The organism is Bifidobacterium sp. UBA6881, assembly GCA_002451435.1.
Taxonomy (GTDB): Bacteria; Actinomycetota; Actinomycetes; order Actinomycetales; family Bifidobacteriaceae; genus Bifidobacterium.
On the sequence record DKCF01000106.1, the window covers coordinates 1 to 18662 of the forward strand.

The window sequence follows — 18662 nt, forward strand, 5'->3', positions numbered from 1 at the left end:
CCCATCGTCACCGCCCTTTTCCGACATTGGGCTCGCCGGTCAGATAATCGGAGAATCTGTTGTCGGCGATACCGAATCCTCCGATGGCGTACAGGCCATCGTCATCGGGATCGAAATGGATCGGAGCCGCCCCGATGTCCACCTGGCCGGTTTCGGGATTCCGCGGCAACGTCACAAGGAACCAGGTGCCCTCCCCCATCCGGGAACGCACGGCGATGTCGCCATGGTGGAGTCTCACGTCGGCGAGCGCGATGGCCAGTCCCAATCCGGTGCCGCCCGTGGTGCGCGCACGCGATGGGTCACCTCTCCAGAATCGTTCGAATATTTTTTCGCATTGCTCCGCGCTCATGCCGACGCCGTGGTCGCGCACGCTGACCACGACCGTCCGCCGGTCGGCGGCAAGCCGTATCTCCACGGATTTTCCTTCCGCGAAATCGACGGCGTTGGCGAGCAGATTGCGTATGATGCGGCAGATGCGTCTTGTGTCGACGATGGCCGGCACCTCCACGTTCGGAAGGTCGACATCCAATGGCACCTGTTTGGCCTTCGCGATGTCCGAAACCTGTTCGACTGCCTGCCGAATCGGCTCGCGAATATCGTTTTCGACGAGGTCGAGCGCCGCGTAGCCGGCATCGAACCGCGATATCTCCAGCAGATCCGCGAGCATCTCCTGGAATCTTCTGATCTGCCCGTCCAACAGCTCCACCGTGCGCTTGGTGGCGGGATCGTATTCGTTCTTGCGCATCGACAGCATGTCGGACGCCATGCGCATGGTCGTCACCGGGGTGCGCAGCTCATGGCTGACGTCGGAGACGAAGCTTCGCTGCATGTCGCCGGCCTTTTCGAGCTCATCGATTTTCTGCACCAGAGAATTCGCCATCTCGTTGAACGAACGCTGCAGCACGCCGATCTCATCCTGCCTGTCCACATGCACGCGGATGTCCAGATTGCCCGATGCCATGGTTTCGGCCGCGGCCGCCACGTTCTGCACGGGCTCGACCGCGGAGCGCATGACCAGAAATATGATGACGCCGATCAGTCCGCTGAGCAGTATGCTGGCGATGGCCATGTTGAGCTGGATCTGCATCAACGACTGCTGTTGGGCCTGGTAGGAATACAACGCGAAGACCTCCAACGCGCCGAACCCGCTGGAAGAGACGACCGAACCGAGGATGGCGCCGGGCACGCTTCCCTCGGATTTCGCTATGCTTACCGGTTGGTAGTAGATCGAGCCGCCCGTCTCCGATTGCAGGTCGTCCCGCATGTCAGCGGATATCAGATTCGTGTATTCCGGATCGGTGGACACCGGTATGACGGTTTTTCCGTCCGCGCCGTCCCCGTCACGGCTCATCAGGTACACACTGACCAGATTGCTGGGTCCGCTGCTTTGCAATTCGGACGCCAGATTGCCGACCAGCTGTTGGTATTGGCTGGAGTCGGTGAGGTTCGCGGAGCTCAGATGCTTCTGCGCCCTGGTGACCTGCGACGAGAAATCCTTGCGGGACTCTTCCATCACTTGGGTCTGCATCGACCCTCTGATGGCGTACATGGAGAAAAAGCACAGCAGGGCCGCGGTCAGGGAAACCACCAGCATCGACAATGCGACCGTTCGGGCCTTCAACGACCGGTGCACCCGTTGCCTTCCGCAACGCCATATTTTCCATATATGCCACGGTTTCATGGTGGGCGCCTACTTGGCCGGCGCGACGAATTTATAGCCGATGCCACGCACCGTCCGCACGATTCGCGGCGTCTCCGGATCATCCTCCACCTTCATGCGCAGCCGTTGCACATGCACGTTGACGAGTCTGGTGTCGCCGCCGCTATCGTAGCCCCATACCTCCTTGAGCAGGTTCGCCCGGCTCAATGCCTCGCCTTCATGCGCGGCCAACGTGTACAGCAGCTCGAACTCCATTGGCGTCAGATGCAGGTCGGCACCGTCCTTGCAGGCGGTGTGCTCCACCCGATTCATCTCCAGAAGACCGCAACGCAGCCGATCCGGCAGGTCGGACTGCGTCTCATGCGACGGGGCATCGGTTTTCGGCAGGCGAAGACGCGCGCCGATACGCGCCATCAGTTCGGCCACTTCGAACGGTTTGGACACGTAATCGTCGGCGCCCGCCTCCAGTCCTTTGACCACATCAGTGGTGTCGGATTTGGCGGTAAGCATGATGATCGGGGTATCGGCGTCCTGCCTGATGCGGTGTGCCACCTGCACGCCGTCCAGTCCGGGAAGCATGACGTCCAGCAGCACCAGATCCGGGCGGATGGTCGGGAACATCTCCACCGCGCGCAGACCATCCTGGCATATCACCGTGGCGAAGCCATTGCTGTCCAATACGATGGACAGCATCTCCCCCAAAGCCGCGTCGTCATCGACGATCATGATCAATCGCCGATCGGATCCCTCATGTACGTCCCGCATCGGTTCCGCTCTCCTTCCGTCATCGCTTCATCGCGCATACGGCCCTCTTCATCGAGCGAGCCGCATATTCGGCGTTGCCACGTCCGTATTGTACACGGAAGGGCAAAGACGCGCCGGAAGGCGAATGGCGCGGTCAGCGTCCGTCCGAGTCCTCTCCGTGCAGGATCCTGCGGATCTTCTCCAGCCTCGGCCCCACCTCGCGTTCGTATCCACGGTCGTTCGGATGGTAGTATTCCCGGCCTTTGAGCTCGTCGGGCATGTATTGCTGGGGGGCCACCGCGCCCGGCCAATCATGCGCGTACCGGTACCCTTCATGGTTGCCCCAGCTTTTCATCAGGGCGGTCGGCGCGTTGCGCAGGTGCAGCGGCACCTGACCGATGAGCCCCGCATCCACATCGGCGAGCGCCGCGTTGATGGCATTGTAGCTGGCGTTGGATTTCGGCGCGGTGGCGACGGCGAGCGCCGCCTCGGCGAGGATGATGCGGGCCTCCGGCATACCGATCATGGCCACGGCCTGGGCGGCCGCGACGGTGACCTGCAGGATCTGCGGAGCCGCCATGCCGACTTCCTCGGAGGCCGCGATCATGATGCGGCGCGCGATGAACCGGGGATCCTCGCCGGCGCGCAGCATGCGTGCCAGATAGTGCATGGTGGCGTCCGGATCGGAGCCACGCATGGATTTGATGAACGCGGAGATCACGTCGTAATGGTCGTCGCCGTCCTTGTCGTAGCGCACGGTGGCCACGTCCATGACCTTCGAAACCACATCGGGCGTGATGACGGGACGCTTCGTGCCTTTTTTGCGGGCTTTGTCGCCGGTGAGCGCGCCGGCGGCCGCTTCCAGGATCGTCAGCGTCTTGCGCGCGTCGCCACCCGACATGCGGATGATGTCGTCCACGGCCTCGTCGGCGATTCCGATCTCGCCGTCAAGACCTTGTTTGCTTTCGATGGCGCGTCCGATCAACGTTTTCAGGTCTTCCGGCTCCAGCGATTCGAGCTTGACCACCACGGAACGGCTGAGCAACGGCTTGATGATGGAGAAGCTCGGGTTCTCCGTCGTCGCCGCGATGAAGGTGACGTCGCGATTCTCCACACTCGGCAGCAACGCGTCCTGCTGCGATTTGGAGAAACGATGCACCTCGTCGATGAACAGCACCGTCTCCCTGCCTTCGGACACCAGCCGGTCGTGGGCGCGTTTGAGCACGTCGCGCACGTCCTTGACGCCGGAGGTGACCGCGGACAGTTCTTCGAACACACGGCCGGACTGCCTTGCCACGATGTAGGCGAGCGTGGTCTTGCCCACCCCGGGCGGGCCGAACAGGATGACGGAGCTTGGAGCCGTCAGGGAACCTTTCGAAGCGGGATTCGCGAGACGGCGGAGCGGCGAGCCTTCGCCCAGCACACGCGACTGGCCGACGACCTCGTCCACGCTTGACGGGCGCATGCGCACGGCCAGCGGACGCGTCATCCCGTCGGGAGCGTCCACGGCGCCAAACAGATCCTGGGTCATGGTTCCCTACTGTACCGCAGGCGACGCCATGATTCGAACACACGTTCGATATGCGGGTTCATGCCGGCGGGTAAACTGGCAGGCATGGCTGACGACACGAATTACGGCTCGCTGGGGGCGCTTGCTCCGAATTGGGACGACGGCGAGCGCAACATCGACACCGACGAGATCTACGAGCGCTTCTTCGGCTGGGTCGAGGACGTCAAGGGCATCGAACCATGGCCGCATCAGGAAGAGGCCATCATGAGCCTGCTCGCGGGCGACCACGTCATTCTGAACACGCCGACCGGCTCCGGCAAATCGCTGGTGGCGCTCGGCATGCATTTCGCCGCGTTGTGCACCGGACGGCGCTCCTATTACACGGCGCCGATCAAGGCGCTCGTCTCGGAGAAGTTCTTCGATCTGGTGGAGGTGTTCGGCCGCGATAATGTCGGCATGATCACCGGCGACACGCATATCAACGCCGACGCGCCGATCATCTGCTGCACCGCGGAGATCCTCGCGAACCAGGCGTTGCGCGAAGGCCGGCACGCCGATGTCGGCTGCGTCGCGATGGATGAATTCCACTATTACGGCGATTCCGAACGCGGATGGGCGTGGCAGGTGCCGCTGCTGACGTTGCCGGACACCCAGTTCCTGCTGATGAGCGCGACGCTCGGCAACGTCGACGCCATCGCCGACAAGCTGGAGGATATGACCGACACCGACGTCGACATCATCGCCGACGCGCCGCGGCCGGTGCCGTTGACCTATGAGTACACGCTCAACCCATTGGAGAAAACCGTCGAGCTGGCGTTCGGCAAGGACGAGACGCCGATCTATGTGGTCCATTTCTCCCAGGACGCCGCATTGGAGACGGCCAACGCGCTGTCCAGCACCGGCGTGTCGAGCAAACAGCAGCGCGCGGCGATCGCCGAGGCCATCAAGGGAACGAAGTTCACGACCGCGTTCGGCAAGATCCTGCAACGTCTGTTGCGCACCGGCGTGGGCATCCACCATGCCGGCATGCTTCCCCGCTACCGGCGTCTCGTCGAACAGCTCGCGCAACAGGGTCTGCTGCCGGTGATCTGCGGCACCGACACGCTGGGCGTCGGCATCAACGTGCCGATACATTCGGTGGTGTTGACCGCCTTGACCAAATTCGACGGCACCAGGATGCGCAAGCTCCGCGCACGCGAGTTCCATCAGATCGCGGGCCGCGCGGGCCGCATGGGATTCGACACCGAGGGCCTGGTGATCGCCGAGGCGCCGGAATTCGAAATCGAGAACGCGAAGGCCCTGGCCAAGGCCGGCAACGATCCGAAGAAGCTCAAGAAGGTCAAGCGCAAGAAGGCCCCTGAGGGCTTTGTGACGTGGAACCAGAACACCTTCGACAAACTTATCGACGCCGCGCCGGAAACGCTGGTGCCGCATATGAAGATCACCCATTCCATGGTGCTGAACGAGGTGGAGCAGGGTGGTGACGCACGGTATCGCATCGACCGGCTCATCGACGATTCCGCGCAGTCGCCGGAGCAGAAGGAACGTCTGCACGCCCGCGCCGACGAGATCTTCCAGACGCTGTTCGACACGAACGTCATCGAGACCGAGGACCGCGAGGACGGCGGCAAGGATTATTTCATGACCGTGGACGTCCCCGATGACTTCGCCCTCGACCAGCCGTTGAGTCCGTTCCTCCTGGCCGCGCTGGAACTGCTCGACCCCGAATCGGAGACCTACGCCCTCGATGTGATCTCCATGGTCGAGGCCACGCTCGAGGATCCGAAGCAGGTGCTCCGAGCCCAGGAACGGCAGGCCCGCGACGAGGCGATGATTCAGATGAAAGAGGATGGCCTCGACTACGACGAGCGCATGGACCGGCTGCAGGAGATCACCTATCCGAAGCCATTGGAGGACATGCTGCAGGCCGCGTTCGACGAGTACCGCCATGACGTGCCTTGGGCCAACGATTATTGGCTGAGCCCAAAATCCGTGGTGCGCGACATGGTCGAGACGGCCTCCGATTTCACCGGATACATCGCCCGATACAACATCGCGCGTTCCGAAGGCACGCTGCTGCGCTACCTGTCCGACGCGTACCGCGCGCTGGCGCGCACGGTGCCGGCGGAGAAACGCGACGAGCAGCTCAACGACATCATCTCCTGGCTGCGCGTGGTGGTCCGCTCCATCGATTCCTCGCTGGTGGACGAATGGGAACATGCCGGCGATACGGGCGACGCCTCCGAAAACGCCGCGAATCTGGCCGCGCCGGGCGCCGGACAATCCGTCGTCGAGGATCGCAGGGGCCTTACCGTGCTGGTGCGCAACGCGATGTTCCGCCGCGTGCAGCTCATGGACCTCGACAGGCCTGACGAACTCGGCGCCATCGACAAGGACTGGGGCTACGGCGTCCACGAATGGGAGGATGCGCTCGACGACTTCTACGACGAGCACGAATACGTCAACACGGACGCGAAGGCACGCAGCGGCGAGCTCTTCATCCTCGACGACGGCATGGAGAACAGTGAGCACGCGTGGAAGATCCGTCAGATCATCGACGATTCCGATGGCGACCATGATTGGGCCATCACCGGAACCGTCGACCTGGATGCCACGCAGTCCAGCGGCGAAGTGGTGTTCTTCGACTACAACGTCTCCAACTGACGGCGCATCTCGTCGGCATCGACTTCCAGCGGTGGCCAGATCATGTTCATGTTCTTCAACGTGTTGCGCAGCAATTCGGACACGACCGCCCTGGAATACCAACGGTTGTCGGCGGGAACCAGGTACCAGGGCGCGCGTTCCGTGCTGGTCCGCGCGAACACGTCCTGCCATGCGGCCATATAGTCGTCCCAGCGGGCGCGCGCCTCGAGATCGCTCGGATCGAATTTCCAGTATTTGGTCGGATCCTCCAACCGACTGAGAAAATGCCTTTTCTGCTCGTCCTTGCTGACCACCAGGAAGATCTTGATGATGGCGCAGCCGTCGCCCACCAATTGCGCCTCGAACCGGTTGATCTCGTCGTAACGGGCCTGCCACACCTCTTCCGGATACGTCCGATAGACACGCGGCATGACGATGTCCTCATACTGGGACCTGTCGAAGATGGAAATCCATCCGTTCCTCGGCAGTTCACGACGGATGCGCCATAGGTAATCATGGTCCTTCTCCTCGCCTTTCGGCGCGCCGAAACCATGGTAGTGCATGCCCATGGGATCGCCTTGGCTGAACACATGGCGCACGATGCCACCCTTGCCCGAGGCGTCCATGCCCTGCAGGATGATCAGCAACCTCCTGCGCGACCCCTTCACGCCGTTGGCGTACATCAATCGCTGGTAACGCGCGATTTCCGACGAGCTGATCGTGATGAACCGCTCGGCGTCCTCCTTGTTGCCGTCGAATCCCGGCGTCGCCCCGCCATCGACCTGCGTCAGCCGCATATCATGGTGGAATCTCAGCAGCTGGCCTGGCGGCAGCGTCCATACCGAACTGAGCAATTCGCTCGCCTTGGCGACATTCGCGAGCCCCTCGGCGACGGAATCGCAATGCGCGCCCTTGCGCAACCGCTCCTCGACCTTGTTGAGCGTTTTGGAAATCGCCGAGACACAGGCGTCGTTCCTCTTGTCATCCTTGCCAGCCATCGCCAAAGCCTCCTTGCTTGCCATCCGACCATGCCCTGTATCCATCGTAGACGCGCAGAGGGCCGACGCCCGGCATTCATGCCGAACATCGACCCTCTGTTTCTCCTTCGTCTCAGAGCAGCCGCATCATGCCGTCACCGTCCATCCGCCGATTCGCCGTCCGACGGATCGGATTCGGTCGGTGAATCCGATGGAGCCTTGGACGCATCGCCCTTGTGCTCCACCTCCTTGAGCAGGTCTTCGAACGGATTGTCCCTGATCGGCTTGCCGTTCTTGTCGAATGTGATCTGGCTTTCCGGATGCGTCTCGTCGTATCCCTGCGCATAGCGGGTCTGCCGCCAATTCCTGATCGAGGCGTTCGTGCCACGGTGATGCACATGGTACAGGCGTTGCGCGCCGCCCAGCGGCATCTCCTCCTTGGCGACCGCGATCTGGTTCACATTCGATGGGTCCATGATGGCGATCGGCGCGACCGGCTCCGGTTCGGCAGGCGCGGCGGTATGCCGCTGCATGCGCGCCGGAAGCCATTCGGCAAGGCGGCTGAGCAGCCAGCAGACGATGAAATACACGACCGCTGCGACAACCAGCGTCTGCAGGATATTGAAGTACATCGAACCGAGACGTCGTGATTCCTGCAACAGGTCGGTATACATGATGATGGAACCGAGCGCGGTGTCCTTCAGCACGACGACCAGCTGGGTCACCGCGGCCGGCAGCATCGCGTAGATCGCCTGCGGAACCTCGATCTGCATCAACGACTGCGTGCGGGTCAGACCCAGCGCGAGAGATGCCTCGCGCTGTCCGTTCGGCAGGTTGCCGACACCGGAACGCACCAGTTCGGCGACGACGGAACCGTTGTAGATGACCAACGCGAGCACCACGGCCCAATAGGCCGGGCTTGCCAGACCGGCGAATGCGAACCAGCGCCAGAAGAAGATCATCAACAGCAGCACCGGAACCGCACGCGCGAATTCGACGATGGCGCCGGAAACCGTGCGGATGAGCACGCTCGGCAGCAATCGTCCGATGCCGAACAGCAATCCGAACGCCACCGCGCCGATCACGGCCAGAACCGAGGCGCGGATCGTGGCCCATAGGCCGGGCAGGTAGAAATCGGTCCACGCCTCAGCGTCAAGCGCCGGCTTCCACAGCTCCCAGCTCAACTGGTTTTCGCCGTCCGGCGGATTGTGCAGACGCATGAGGATCAATACGAGCACGATCGCGAATGCGATGCCCGCTATCCAATTGACGATGCGAATGGTTTTGCGGCCCTTGGGACCCGGCTGGTCGAACAGCACCGCGCTTTCATTGCTTGCCATGGTGCGTCACCTCCTCACCGCGAGTTTGTTGGACAGATACGTGGTCAGCATGCCGATCGGGATGATGAGGATCACATAGCCGAAAGCGAAGATGAGGAAGATGGGAACGATCACGTCGGAACGGTATTCGATCATTTCGCTCATCAACGACGACGTTTCGGTGGCGACGGACGCCGCCGCCGCGACGGTGGAGTTCTTCAACAACGCGATCAGCGTGTTGCCCAGAGGCGCCACGGATCCACGGAACGCCTGCGGAAGAATGATCTGCGTCGCCGACTGCATGAAGCTCAATCCCAGCGCACGCGACGCCTCGGCCTGGCCGAGCGGGACGGTGTTGATGCCCGAACGCAACGATTCGCACACGAAAGCGGCGGTGTACAGGCTCAGCCCCATGACCGCCAGCCAGAAGAAGTTCGTGGCGAAGGTGTCGGAGAAGCTGAGCTTCAGCTGCGCGTAGGCTCCCAGTACCATGAACACCATGATGATGGTCAGCGGCATGTTCTTGAACAGCTCGACGTATGCGCCGGAGACCATACGCAACGACGATACCGGGGAAATGCGCATCATCACGAGGATGACGCCGAGAATCGTGGAGAACAGCGCCGACCACAGGGTCAGCTCGATGTTCACCAGGAACGCGCCGGGAACATCGTACTGGCTGAACAGCGAGACGAATGCGTCCATCACTTCTCCCCCTCAGTCGGTTTCGGCGGATTGTACTTGGCGTTCGGCGTGTAGGCGACGCCCTTGGTGTTGTCGGAGATGGCGCGCTTCCAGGAACCGTCCTGGATCATGTCGGCGATGGCGTTGTTGATCTGCGCCGCCAGCTTGGTGTCGCCCTTCTTGATGCCGACGCCGTAGTATTCCTGCGTGAATGGCTTGCCGACCACACGCAGACGCCCGCGCGAGGCGGCGGCAAGACCGGCCAGGATGATGTCATCGGTGGTGACCGCGTCCACGATGCCGGAGAACAGCGCGGTCGCGCATTCAGCGTAGCCGGGCTGCTCCATCAGCTGCACCTCATTGGCGAACTTCTCCTTGACCGTCACCGCCGAGGTGGATCCGGTAACCGAGCACAGGCGCTTGCCGTTCAGGTCCTCCGGACCGTCGATGCCCTTCTCGTCCTTGCGCACCAGCAGATCCTGCCCGGCGACGAAATACGGGCCGGCGAAGGAAACGACCTTCTTGCGCTCGTCGGTGATGGAATACGTGGCGACGATGTAGTCGACATCACCGTTCTGCAGCATGGCCTCACGCTGCTTGGACGGCGCCTCCTTCCAAATGATCTCGTCCTCGGAATAACCGAGTTTCTTGGCGATGTACTTGGCCACGTCCACGTCGAAGCCCACGTAGGTGCCGGACTTCTTGAATCCCAGGCCGGGCTGGTCGAATTTGATGCCGATGCGAATCTTGCCGTCGGCGTCATCCGAACCGCACGCCGACACCGCGAACACGCATGCGAACGCGCAACAGGCCGCGACGGCCCTGCGCAGCATGCGTTTCGCCGCATTCGATAATGGTTTCATAATGTTTCCTCTTCCGTCTTGCGTTTCCCGGCCACTCAGTGGGTAAGAATCTTCGACAGGAAGTCCTTGGCACGATCGGTCTTCGGATGCTCGAAGAAGTCCTCCGGCGTGCTCTGTTCAAGAATCTGGCCATCGGCCATGAACACGACCTTGTCGGCCACCTTGCGGGCGAATCCCATCTCATGGGTCACGCACAGCATGGTCATGCCCTCATGCGCCAATTCGACCATGACGTCGAGCACCTCGTTGACCATTTCCGGATCGAGCGCCGACGTCGGCTCGTCGAACAGCATGACCTTGGGCTGCATGGCGAGCGCGCGGGCGATGGCCACGCGCTGCTGCTGGCCGCCGGAAAGCTGGGACGGCATCTTGGACGCCTGGGATGCGACGCCGACGCGGCCAAGCAGGTCCATGGCGAGGTCCTCCGCGGCCTTCTTGTCCATGTGGCGCACCTTGATGGGCGCGAGCGTCACGTTTTCCAGAATGGTCTTGTTGGCGAACAGGTTGAACGACTGGAACACCATGCCGACTTCGGCGCGCAGGCTGGCGAGTTCCTTGCCTTCCTGCGGCAGCGGCTTGCCGTCGATGCGGATGTCGCCGGAATCGATGGTCTCCAGACGGTTGATGGTGCGGCACATCGTGGACTTGCCGGAACCGGACGGTCCGACGATGACGAGCACCTCGCCTTTTTTGACGGTGAGATTGATGTCTTTGAGCACATGCAGATCGCCATAGTGCTTTTCGACATGGGTCAGTTCGACAAGCGGTCGTTCGCTGACTTCGCTGCCCGGCATGATCGGGCGCTTCTGATCGGTTGCGTTGATTTCAGACATGGAGAAAGTATAAAACCCCTATGTTTTCGCACTTGTTACATCATTCCGCATGTTCGATGTCAGAACGGACGTGTCCGGCCAAAACCACGACGGCCGCATGCCGTCGGTTCCCTTCCCCCCTCGCGAATCCACCCGTTCGGGGATCCGCCGGCGCATCCGTCTCGAATGGACGGACGCGCCGCCTTCAGAGCCAACCGTCACAGCACCTTGGACAGGAACGCGCGCAACCGTTCGCTTTTGGGATGGTTGAAGATCTCGTCGGGCGTGCCTTCCTCCTCGATCACGCCGGCGTCGGTGAAGATGACGCGCGTGGCGACTTCGCGGGCGAATCCCATCTCGTGGGTCACCAGAACCATGGTCATGCCCTGTTCGGCCAGACCGCGGATGACCTCGAGCACGTCGCCGACCATTTCCGGATCGAGCGCCGACGTGGCCTCGTCGAACAGCATGACCTGCGGGCGCATGGCCAAGGAACGCGCGATGGCCACACGCTGCTTCTGCCCGCCGGACAGCGATTTGGGCATGGCGTCGGCCTTCTGCGCCAATCCGACGGTCTCCAGCAGGTCCATCGCGCGCTTCCTGGCTTCGGCGTCCGTTTCCCCATGCACGAGCTTCGGCGCGAGGATGATGTTCTCGATCACGCTCATGTTGTTGAACAGGTTGAAATGCTGGAACACCATGCCCACCTGTTCGCGGACCCGGTCGATGTCCACCTTGGGATCGTTCAGGTCGTGGCCGGCGACCACCACCCGGCCGCCGGTGGCGTGCTCAAGCCCGTTCAGGCAGCGCAGAATGGTGGATTTGCCGGCGCCCGAAGGCCCGATGATGCAGATCACCTCGCCTTTGCGCACCGTCAGGTCGACGCCTTTGATGACTTCCGTGCGTCCATAGTTCTTACGCAATCCCTTGACGTCGATGATCACCTCATCGGACGCGCCATGGTTCTTGTGCTCGCTCATCGATTCACCTTTCTGTCGACGATGTTGGCCAGCCATGTCAGCACGGTGATGGCCACGAAATACATGATGCCCACGATCAGCAGGGTTTCCGTGACACGGAAGTTCGCCGCATACAATTGCTGCGCCTGGTACAGGAGCTCTCCGAATCCGATGGCGAGGAGCAGCGAGGAATCCTTGATCATGATGACCAGCTGGTTGATGATCGACGGCATGGCGATCTTGCTGGCCTGCGGCAGGATCACACGGCTCATGGCCTGCTTGTGGTTGAGACCGAGCGAACGCGCGCCCTCCATCTGGCCCGGATCGACGGATTGGACCGCGCCGCGCACGATCTCCGCGAGATACGCGCCGGAATTGAGCGACAGCGTCAATGCGCCGGCGACCCAGATGTTCACGCTGTGCCCGATGAGCTGGGGCACGCCGAAGTAGAAGAAGAACGCCCACACAAGAATAGGCGTGCCGCGGAACACCGCGATGTACACGTTGGCGATGCCGGCCAGAAGACGATGTTCCGAAACCTTCATCAGGCCGAACGCGACGCCGAGCGCCAGAGCGATCACGAACGACAGCAGCGTGATCAGCAGCGTGTTCTTCAGCCCTTGCAGCAGAGCCGGCATGGATTGTTCGACCAAACCGAGGAAGCCGACCTTCTTCTGCGTCCCGTCCGTGGAACCATTGTCGGTGATCTTGCCGGAAATCGCCTTGACCTGTTCCTTGGCGCCGTCTTCACCGAGATATTGCGCGACGATCCTCTCATATTCGCCGGAAGCGATGATCTTGGTCAATCCGTCATCGATGGCCGCGAGCAGATCGGCGTTCATGCCCTTGTTCACCGCCATGCCGTATTCGCCATGGGGCACCTTCGGCGTGACGATTTTCAGACCGTTGTTCTGGGATACGCCGTAGGCCAACACCGGATAATCGTCGAATACCGCGACCGCGTTCCCGGATTTGACCATCTCGTACATGGTCGAGGACTGATCGACGGAAATGACCTTGTACCCGTATTCGTCCGCATGCTGCTTGGCGTACGTCTCGCCTTCGGCGCCCGTTTTCGCGACGACGGTCTTTCCCTTGAGGTCCTTGTAACCGGTGATGTCATCGTTGTTTTCGGCGATGGCCATCTGGATGCCCGACTGGAAGTACGGGCTGGAGAAATCATAGGTGGCTTTGCGTTCGTCGGTGATGGACATGCCCGCGATGACGACATCCACTTGGTTGGAGCTCAGCGCCTGCAACGCCGCGTTGAATCCCAAGGATTGGATTTCGACGTTGAAGCCCTCCTGCTTGGCGATAGACCGGATGAGTTCCATGTCGATGCCGGTCATCTTGCCGTGTTCGCGGTATTCGAACGGCGCGAATGTGGTGTCCGTGCCGACCTTGTAGGTCTTCCCCTTGACCGCGGACGGATTGCCGCTTTCCGCGGCGGCGGCAGTGGATGGCGCAGCCATCGTGCCCACGAATCCCGCCAACAGCACAATCAGTGCGACGGCCATCGCGAGCACGCGCGCCCACGGCGCATATGCCGAACGTTTTCTCATCTGTTTCTCCTCGTTCCATGCTCCGAATGCAATCGTTCGGAGCATTCCTCAATGCACTCAACCTGCTCCACCATATCGGCAACAATCGAAAAACGATGTTACGTATGCGAATGGGGGTTGCCATGCACGATGCATGGCAACCCCCATTCGACGCATAGCGGATTCGGCCGCGCTATGCTCAGTCCTCGTCCTCGTCCGGATCGTAATCGACGCCGGTCTCGGCGCGCTGCTCCGCGGAAATCGGAGCAGGGGCACCGGTCAGCGGATCACGGCCGCCGCCGGCCTTCGGGAAGGCGATGACGTCGCGGATGGAATCCGCGCCGGCGAGAATGGCGGCGGTACGATCCCAGCCAAGCGCGATGCCCGCGTGCGGCGGAGCGCCGTACTTGAACGCCTCAAGCAGGAAGCCGAACTTGTCCTGGGCCTCTTCCGGAGTGATGCCGAGCACGTCGAGCACGCGATCCTGGATGTCGTCGCGGTGGATACGCACGGAACCGCCGCCCATCTCGTTGCCGTTGCACACGATGTCGTAGGAATCGGACATGGCGTGGGCCGGATCCTTGTCGAACTTGTCGATCCAGTCCTTGGACGGCATCGTGAACGGGTGGTGCATGGAGGTCCACTTGGAGTGGCCGACCGCCACATCATCGTCATCCGGATCATCGGCGGGCTTGAACAGCGGGAAGTCCACAACCCAGGTGAACGCGAAGTCGTCGGGCTTGAGCAGACCCGCACGACGGGCGAGCTCCACACGCACCGCGCCCAGCAGCTCCTGGGAGGACGTGCGGCGGCCGGCCGCGAAGAACACCGCGTCACCAGGTTCGGCGCCGACGGCCTCCTGCAGACCGTTGCGCTCCTCTTCGGACAGGTTCTTGGCGACAGGTCCCTTGAGGTCGCCGTTCTCGGCGAACACCACATAGGCAAGGCCCTTGGCGCCGCGCTGCTTGGCCCAATCCTGCCATGCGTCGAACTGGCGACGAGGCGTGGCAGCACCGCCCTTGAAGAGCACGGCGCCCACATACGGAGCCTGGAACACGCGGAACGGCGTGTTCTTGAAGTAATCGGTCAGCTCGATCAGCGGGTTGCCGAAGCGCAGATCAGGCTTGTCGGAACCATACTTGTCCATGGCCTCCTGCCAGGTGATGCGCGGCAGCGGAAGCTGGATGTCGTAACCGGCGGACTTCCAGATGGCGGCGATGACCTTTTCGGCCATGGCCATCACGTCCTCTTGGTCCACGAATGCCATTTCCATATCGAGCTGGGTGAATTCCGGCTGACGATCCGCGCGGAAGTCCTCGTCGCGGTAGCAACGGGCCAGCTGGTAGTAACGCTCGACGCCGGACACCATCAGCAGCTGCTTCAGCAGCTGCGGGGACTGCGGCAGCGCGTACCAAGAGCCCGGCACCAGACGAGCCGGCACCACGAAGTCGCGGGCGCCCTCAGGCGTGGACTTGATCATGGTCGGAGTCTCGACCTCTTCGAATCCCATGTCCTCCAGAGCGTGGCGCGCCGCCTTCGACATCTGGGCGCGCAGCTTCAGATTGCGCTGCATGGACGGACGACGCAGATCGAGGTAACGGTACTTGAGACGGACGTCCTCGCCCGGCAGCTTGTTCTCGGATTCGTTCTCCAAGGCGGTGGAGACCTGGAACGGCAGCGCGTCGGACTTGGCGAGCACCTCGATGCTCTCGGCCACGACCTCGATCTTGCCCGTGGCAAGGTGCTCGTTCTCGTTTCCGTCAGGACGCAGGCGAACCTCGCCGACCACCTGAATCACGAACTCGGAACGCAGCGGACGCGCCATCTCCTCGTCATAGATAACGACCTGCACCAGGCCGGTGTTGTCGCGAAGGTCGATGAAGGCCACGCCACCGTGGTCACGACGACGGTCGACCCAACCGGCGAGCGTCACCTTCTGACCGACAAGCGCCTCGGTCACTTCGGTTGCATGATGTGTTCTGTAAGCCGTCTGGCTCATGCTTCCCCTATTCCTTATTGCTTAATAGTGAAGTCTTTGGAATCAGGCTTCTACGGTAACGGTTTGCTGGGCATACACAGTATCCGGCTCCCACGACTGTGCATCGGCCGGCTTCTGGTCTCCCGTGACGATGTTCTTGACTTCGTCTCCGGAGCCCTCGTCGGAAGCGCCCGCCGGGAACCACACATATGGGATGCCGAGTTTGTCGGCGTACTTGATCTGCTTGCCGAGTTTGGCCGCGGTCGGAGCCACGTCCGCGGCGATACCACGGGCGCGCAACTGATTCGCGATCTGGTTGGAGGCGGAACGGTCGTCCTCGTTCCACACGGCGACCAGCACGGATGCCGGAGACACACGGCTGGCATGGGCCCCGGCGGTGTGCAGCATGTAGGAAACCAGTCGGGACAGACCAATGGACAGACCGACGCCCGGATATTTCTTCTTGCCTTGGGAGGCGAGGTTGTCGTAACGGCCGCCGGAGCAAATGGAGCCCAATGCGGAGGCGCCTTCAAGGAAGGTCTCATACACGGAACCGGTGTAGTAATCCAGACCGCGGGCGATCTTCAGATCGGCGATGACGGAGCCCGGACGGATGCGCGCGGCCTCGTCGACGATCATCGCCAGCGTGTCAAGCCCCTGGCGCGCAAGCACATAGGCGTCGGAATCGGACGCGATGCCATGCTTCGCGCACAGCGCGTCGAACTTTTCGGACAGCTCCTCGCCGTTGGCCGCGGTCAGCTCAGCCAATTCAAGGCATGCCTTGGCCTGGGCCTCGTCGGCCCCACAGCCTTCGACGAGCAGTTTCGCCACTTCGTCGGCCCCGATCTTGTCGAGCTTGTCGATCTCGCGCAGAACGCCCTCGATGTCGGTGAGGCCGAGACCACGGTAGAAGCCTTCGGAAAGCTTGCGGTTGTTCGCGTGCACGGTGGCCTTCGGCAGGCCGAACGCACGAAGGCGCTCCAACGCCGACACCATGACCAGCGGCAATTCGACCTCGTAGTGGTCGGGCAGGTCGCCGTTGCCGATCACATCGATGTCCGCCTGCACGAACTCGCGGAAACGCCCCTCCTGCGGACGCTCGCCACGCCAGACCTTTTGGATCTGCCACCGTTTGAACGGGAAGGCCAGATCGCCAGAATGTTCGACGACGTACCGGCTCAGCGGAACGGTGAGATCGAAATGCAGACCCAAGCGGTCCTCAATCGGAGTGTCGGACTCGTGACCGACCTCCTGCAGGCGGCTCAGCAAATAAATCTCCTTGCTGGTCTCGCCTTTCTTGAGCAGGCTCGAACCCTGCTCGACAGCGCGAGTTTCAATGCCTATGAAGCCATTGAGCTCGAAAACATCACGGAGCGTGTCGATGACACGCTGCTCCACAACACGTTCAGAGGGGAGCCACTCTGGAAATCCTGAAATAGATGCGCCTTTAGCCACGATTCTCTATAATAAATGAGGTTGCGGAAAACGCCGGGCGTTTTTCAAGCTTTGGAAGCGCTTCCGGCATCATTCGCGACCTCTGCACTACATGAAGCTTACTTAAAGGAGCTGGCCATGGCCGACGAGAATGTCACCGCGTCCGAAAACATCAACGAAACCACCAAGCAGGCAACGACGCCCGCAGCCGAGGCCAGCAAACCGGCCGTTCCGAGCCCTGCGGCGATGAAGCCGCATGCGCCGAGTCCGGCCGCTTTCGCCAAGAAGGCACCGCAACGCGCGGCGGCTCCGGCAGCGCCCGCGGCCGGCTTCTCCGAGGCCGACGTCAAGGCAGCCGAGGCATTCGGCCGCGTCGCCGATGACGGCACCGTGTTCGTCAAGGACGGCGAAGGCGAGCGCGAGGTCGGCCAGTTCCCCGACGCATCCAAGGAAGAGGCCCTGGCGCTGTACGCCCGTCGCTACCTGGACCTGAAGGAGAAGCTCGACCTGTTCGCCAACAGGCTCAAGTCCAACAACGTGAAGTCGCGTGAAATCGACGAATCCATCAAGACGCTCGCCGCCGAGACCGAACAACCGGCCGTCGTCGGCGATCTGGCCGCCATCAAGGCCCAGTTCGAGGCGCTGAAGAAGGAAGGCGCCGCGAAGAAGGAGGCGCTGACGCAGGCCCGCAAGGCCGCCGTCGCGAAGGCGGTCGCGGAGCGCACCGTGATCGTGGAGAAGGCCGAGGCGCTGGCGAATTCCCTCGACGAGAACACCAACTGGCGTTCCACCGCGGACAAGTTCCGTTCGCTGTTCCAGCAGTGGCAGGAGCACCAGCGCAACAACGTCCGCATCGACAAGGCCGATGCGGACGCCCTGTGGTCCCGCTTCTCCTCCGCACGCACCACGTTCAACGTCGCACGCCGCAAGTGGGCCCAGCACCGCGATGCGGAGCGCAGCGAGGCCAAGACCGCCAAGGAAGCCATCATCGCCGAGGCCGAAGAGCTGAAGGACTCCACCGCATGGGTCGAGACCTCCCGCAAGTTCAACGAACTGATGGACCGTTGGAAGAAGGCCGGTCGCGCCGGACGCCGTGAGGACGATGACCTCTGGGCACGTTTCCGTGCCGCGGCCGACACCTTCTTCAACGCGCGTCAGGCCGATCGTGAGCAGATCAGCTCCTCCGAAAAGGAGAATCTTGCCAAGAAGGAGGAGCTGCTGGTCAAGGCCGAGGCTCTGGTGCCCGTCAAGGACGAGGCCGAGGCCAAGAAGGCCCGCCAGGCCCTTGCCGCGATTCAGGAGGAATGGGACCAGATCGGCTATGTGCCGCGTGACGAGGTCCGCCGCATCGAGGGTCGTCTCGACGCCGTCGACCAGCAGATCAAGGCCGTGGAGGACGCCGCTTGGAAGCAGTCCGACCCGGAGGCCGACGCGCGCAAGTCCTCCTTCGAGGAGCAGCTCAACGCGCAGCTCGCCGACCTTGACGGCAAGATCGCAGCCGAGTCCGACCCGAAGAAGAAGGCCAAGCTCGAAGCCGA

General features: G+C 62.1%; 13 protein-coding genes and 1 pseudogene (1 of these 14 running past the window's edge). 2 read left to right on the forward strand and 12 right to left on the reverse strand.

What is annotated here, in order from left to right:
- Positions 1-7: 7 nt before the first annotated feature.
- The 3 genes from mtrB to B3C64_RS07925 form a co-directional block, all read right to left on the reverse strand.
- Positions 8-1681 carry an MtrAB system histidine kinase MtrB gene (gene mtrB, locus B3C64_RS07915; protein ID WP_291534934.1) on the reverse strand — a complete coding sequence of 558 codons (1674 nt, stop codon included), beginning with the start codon at positions 1679-1681 and terminating at the stop codon, positions 8-10.
- Between the two features lie 9 nt (positions 1682-1690).
- Positions 1691-2425 (reverse strand): MtrAB system response regulator MtrA, encoded by a 735-nt coding sequence (mtrA, locus tag B3C64_RS07920; protein WP_291534935.1) that lies wholly within the window; start codon positions 2423-2425, stop codon positions 1691-1693.
- A 133-nt stretch (positions 2426-2558) separates the two neighbouring features.
- Positions 2559-3935, reverse strand: a complete 1377-nt coding sequence (locus tag B3C64_RS07925; protein WP_291534936.1) for a replication-associated recombination protein A — start codon at positions 3933-3935, stop codon at positions 2559-2561.
- Positions 3936-4019: 84 nt separating this feature from the next.
- Here B3C64_RS07925 and B3C64_RS07930 point away from each other — a divergent pair, with 84 nt between their 5' ends.
- The gene (locus B3C64_RS07930; RefSeq protein WP_291534937.1) at positions 4020-6578 is read left to right on the forward strand and encodes a DEAD/DEAH box helicase; all 2559 of its coding nucleotides are present in this window, start codon (positions 4020-4022) and stop codon (positions 6576-6578) included.
- Here the strand turns inward: B3C64_RS07930 and B3C64_RS07935 are convergent.
- From B3C64_RS07935 to hisS, 9 genes are all read right to left on the reverse strand, one after another.
- The gene (locus B3C64_RS07935) at positions 6560-7555 is read right to left on the reverse strand and encodes a PPK2 family polyphosphate kinase (RefSeq protein ID WP_291534938.1); all 996 of its coding nucleotides are present in this window, start codon (positions 7553-7555) and stop codon (positions 6560-6562) included. The genes B3C64_RS07930 and B3C64_RS07935 overlap by 19 nt on opposite strands.
- A 134-nt stretch (positions 7556-7689) precedes the next feature.
- A complete protein-coding gene (locus tag B3C64_RS07940; RefSeq protein WP_291534939.1) occupies positions 7690-8874 on the reverse strand; it encodes an amino acid ABC transporter permease in 1185 nt (394 codons plus the stop codon).
- Positions 8875-8880: 6 nt separating this feature from the next.
- Entirely contained in the window at positions 8881-9558 is a 678-nt protein-coding gene (locus tag B3C64_RS07945; protein ID WP_291534940.1) for an amino acid ABC transporter permease, read from the reverse strand.
- Positions 9558-10370, reverse strand: a complete 813-nt coding sequence (locus tag B3C64_RS07950; protein ID WP_291534987.1) for a glutamate ABC transporter substrate-binding protein — start codon at positions 10368-10370, stop codon at positions 9558-9560. The genes B3C64_RS07945 and B3C64_RS07950 overlap by 1 nt, the downstream gene beginning before the upstream one ends.
- Before the next feature lie 65 nt (positions 10371-10435).
- The gene (locus B3C64_RS07955; RefSeq protein ID WP_414632189.1) at positions 10436-11194 is read right to left on the reverse strand and encodes an amino acid ABC transporter ATP-binding protein; all 759 of its coding nucleotides are present in this window, start codon (positions 11192-11194) and stop codon (positions 10436-10438) included.
- Between the two features lie 236 nt (positions 11195-11430).
- Positions 11431-12192, reverse strand: coding sequence for an amino acid ABC transporter ATP-binding protein (locus tag B3C64_RS07960; RefSeq protein ID WP_291534943.1), 762 nt, complete (start codon positions 12190-12192; stop codon positions 11431-11433).
- Complete coding sequence (locus tag B3C64_RS07965; RefSeq protein ID WP_291534944.1) at positions 12189-13733, reverse strand: ABC transporter substrate-binding protein/permease; 1545 nt, start codon at positions 13731-13733, stop codon at positions 12189-12191. The genes B3C64_RS07960 and B3C64_RS07965 overlap by 4 nt, the downstream gene beginning before the upstream one ends.
- 178 nt (positions 13734-13911) lie before the next feature.
- Positions 13912-15711 (reverse strand): aspartate--tRNA ligase, encoded by a 1800-nt coding sequence (gene aspS, locus B3C64_RS07970; protein WP_291534945.1) that lies wholly within the window; start codon positions 15709-15711, stop codon positions 13912-13914.
- A 42-nt stretch (positions 15712-15753) separates the two neighbouring features.
- Positions 15754-17145 carry a histidine--tRNA ligase gene (hisS, locus tag B3C64_RS07975; protein WP_291534946.1) on the reverse strand — a complete coding sequence of 464 codons (1392 nt, stop codon included), beginning with the start codon at positions 17143-17145 and terminating at the stop codon, positions 15754-15756.
- Between the two features lie 117 nt (positions 17146-17262).
- Here hisS and B3C64_RS07980 point away from each other — a divergent pair.
- Positions 17263-18662: pseudogene (locus tag B3C64_RS07980) on the forward strand (DUF349 domain-containing protein) (it continues 44 nt past the right edge of the window).

What these genes read in the sequence shown, in the direction of transcription:
- mtrB (WP_291534934.1), bottom strand. Translation starts at nt 1,681, where the DNA reads ATGAAACCGTGGCATATATGGAAAATATGGCGTTGCGGAAGGCAACGG.
- B3C64_RS07955 (WP_414632189.1), bottom strand. Translation starts at nt 11,194, where the DNA reads ATGCCGGGCAGCGAAGTCAGCGAACGACCGCTTGTCGAACTGACCCAT.
- B3C64_RS07950 (WP_291534987.1), bottom strand. Translation starts at nt 10,370, where the DNA reads ATGCTGCGCAGGGCCGTCGCGGCCTGTTGCGCGTTCGCATGCGTGTTC.
- B3C64_RS07935 (WP_291534938.1), bottom strand. Translation starts at nt 7,555, where the DNA reads ATGGCTGGCAAGGATGACAAGAGGAACGACGCCTGTGTCTCGGCGATT.
- B3C64_RS07965 (WP_291534944.1), bottom strand. Translation starts at nt 13,733, where the DNA reads ATGAGAAAACGTTCGGCATATGCGCCGTGGGCGCGCGTGCTCGCGATG.
- aspS (WP_291534945.1), bottom strand. Translation starts at nt 15,711, where the DNA reads ATGAGCCAGACGGCTTACAGAACACATCATGCAACCGAAGTGACCGAG.
- B3C64_RS07940 (WP_291534939.1), bottom strand. Translation starts at nt 8,874, where the DNA reads ATGGCAAGCAATGAAAGCGCGGTGCTGTTCGACCAGCCGGGTCCCAAG.
- B3C64_RS07945 (WP_291534940.1), bottom strand. Translation starts at nt 9,558, where the DNA reads ATGGACGCATTCGTCTCGCTGTTCAGCCAGTACGATGTTCCCGGCGCG.
- B3C64_RS07925 (WP_291534936.1), bottom strand. Translation starts at nt 3,935, where the DNA reads ATGACCCAGGATCTGTTTGGCGCCGTGGACGCTCCCGACGGGATGACG.
- B3C64_RS07960 (WP_291534943.1), bottom strand. Translation starts at nt 12,192, where the DNA reads ATGAGCGAGCACAAGAACCATGGCGCGTCCGATGAGGTGATCATCGAC.
- B3C64_RS07930 (WP_291534937.1), top strand. Translation starts at nt 4,020, where the DNA reads ATGGCTGACGACACGAATTACGGCTCGCTGGGGGCGCTTGCTCCGAAT.
- mtrA (WP_291534935.1), bottom strand. Translation starts at nt 2,425, where the DNA reads ATGCGGGACGTACATGAGGGATCCGATCGGCGATTGATCATGATCGTC.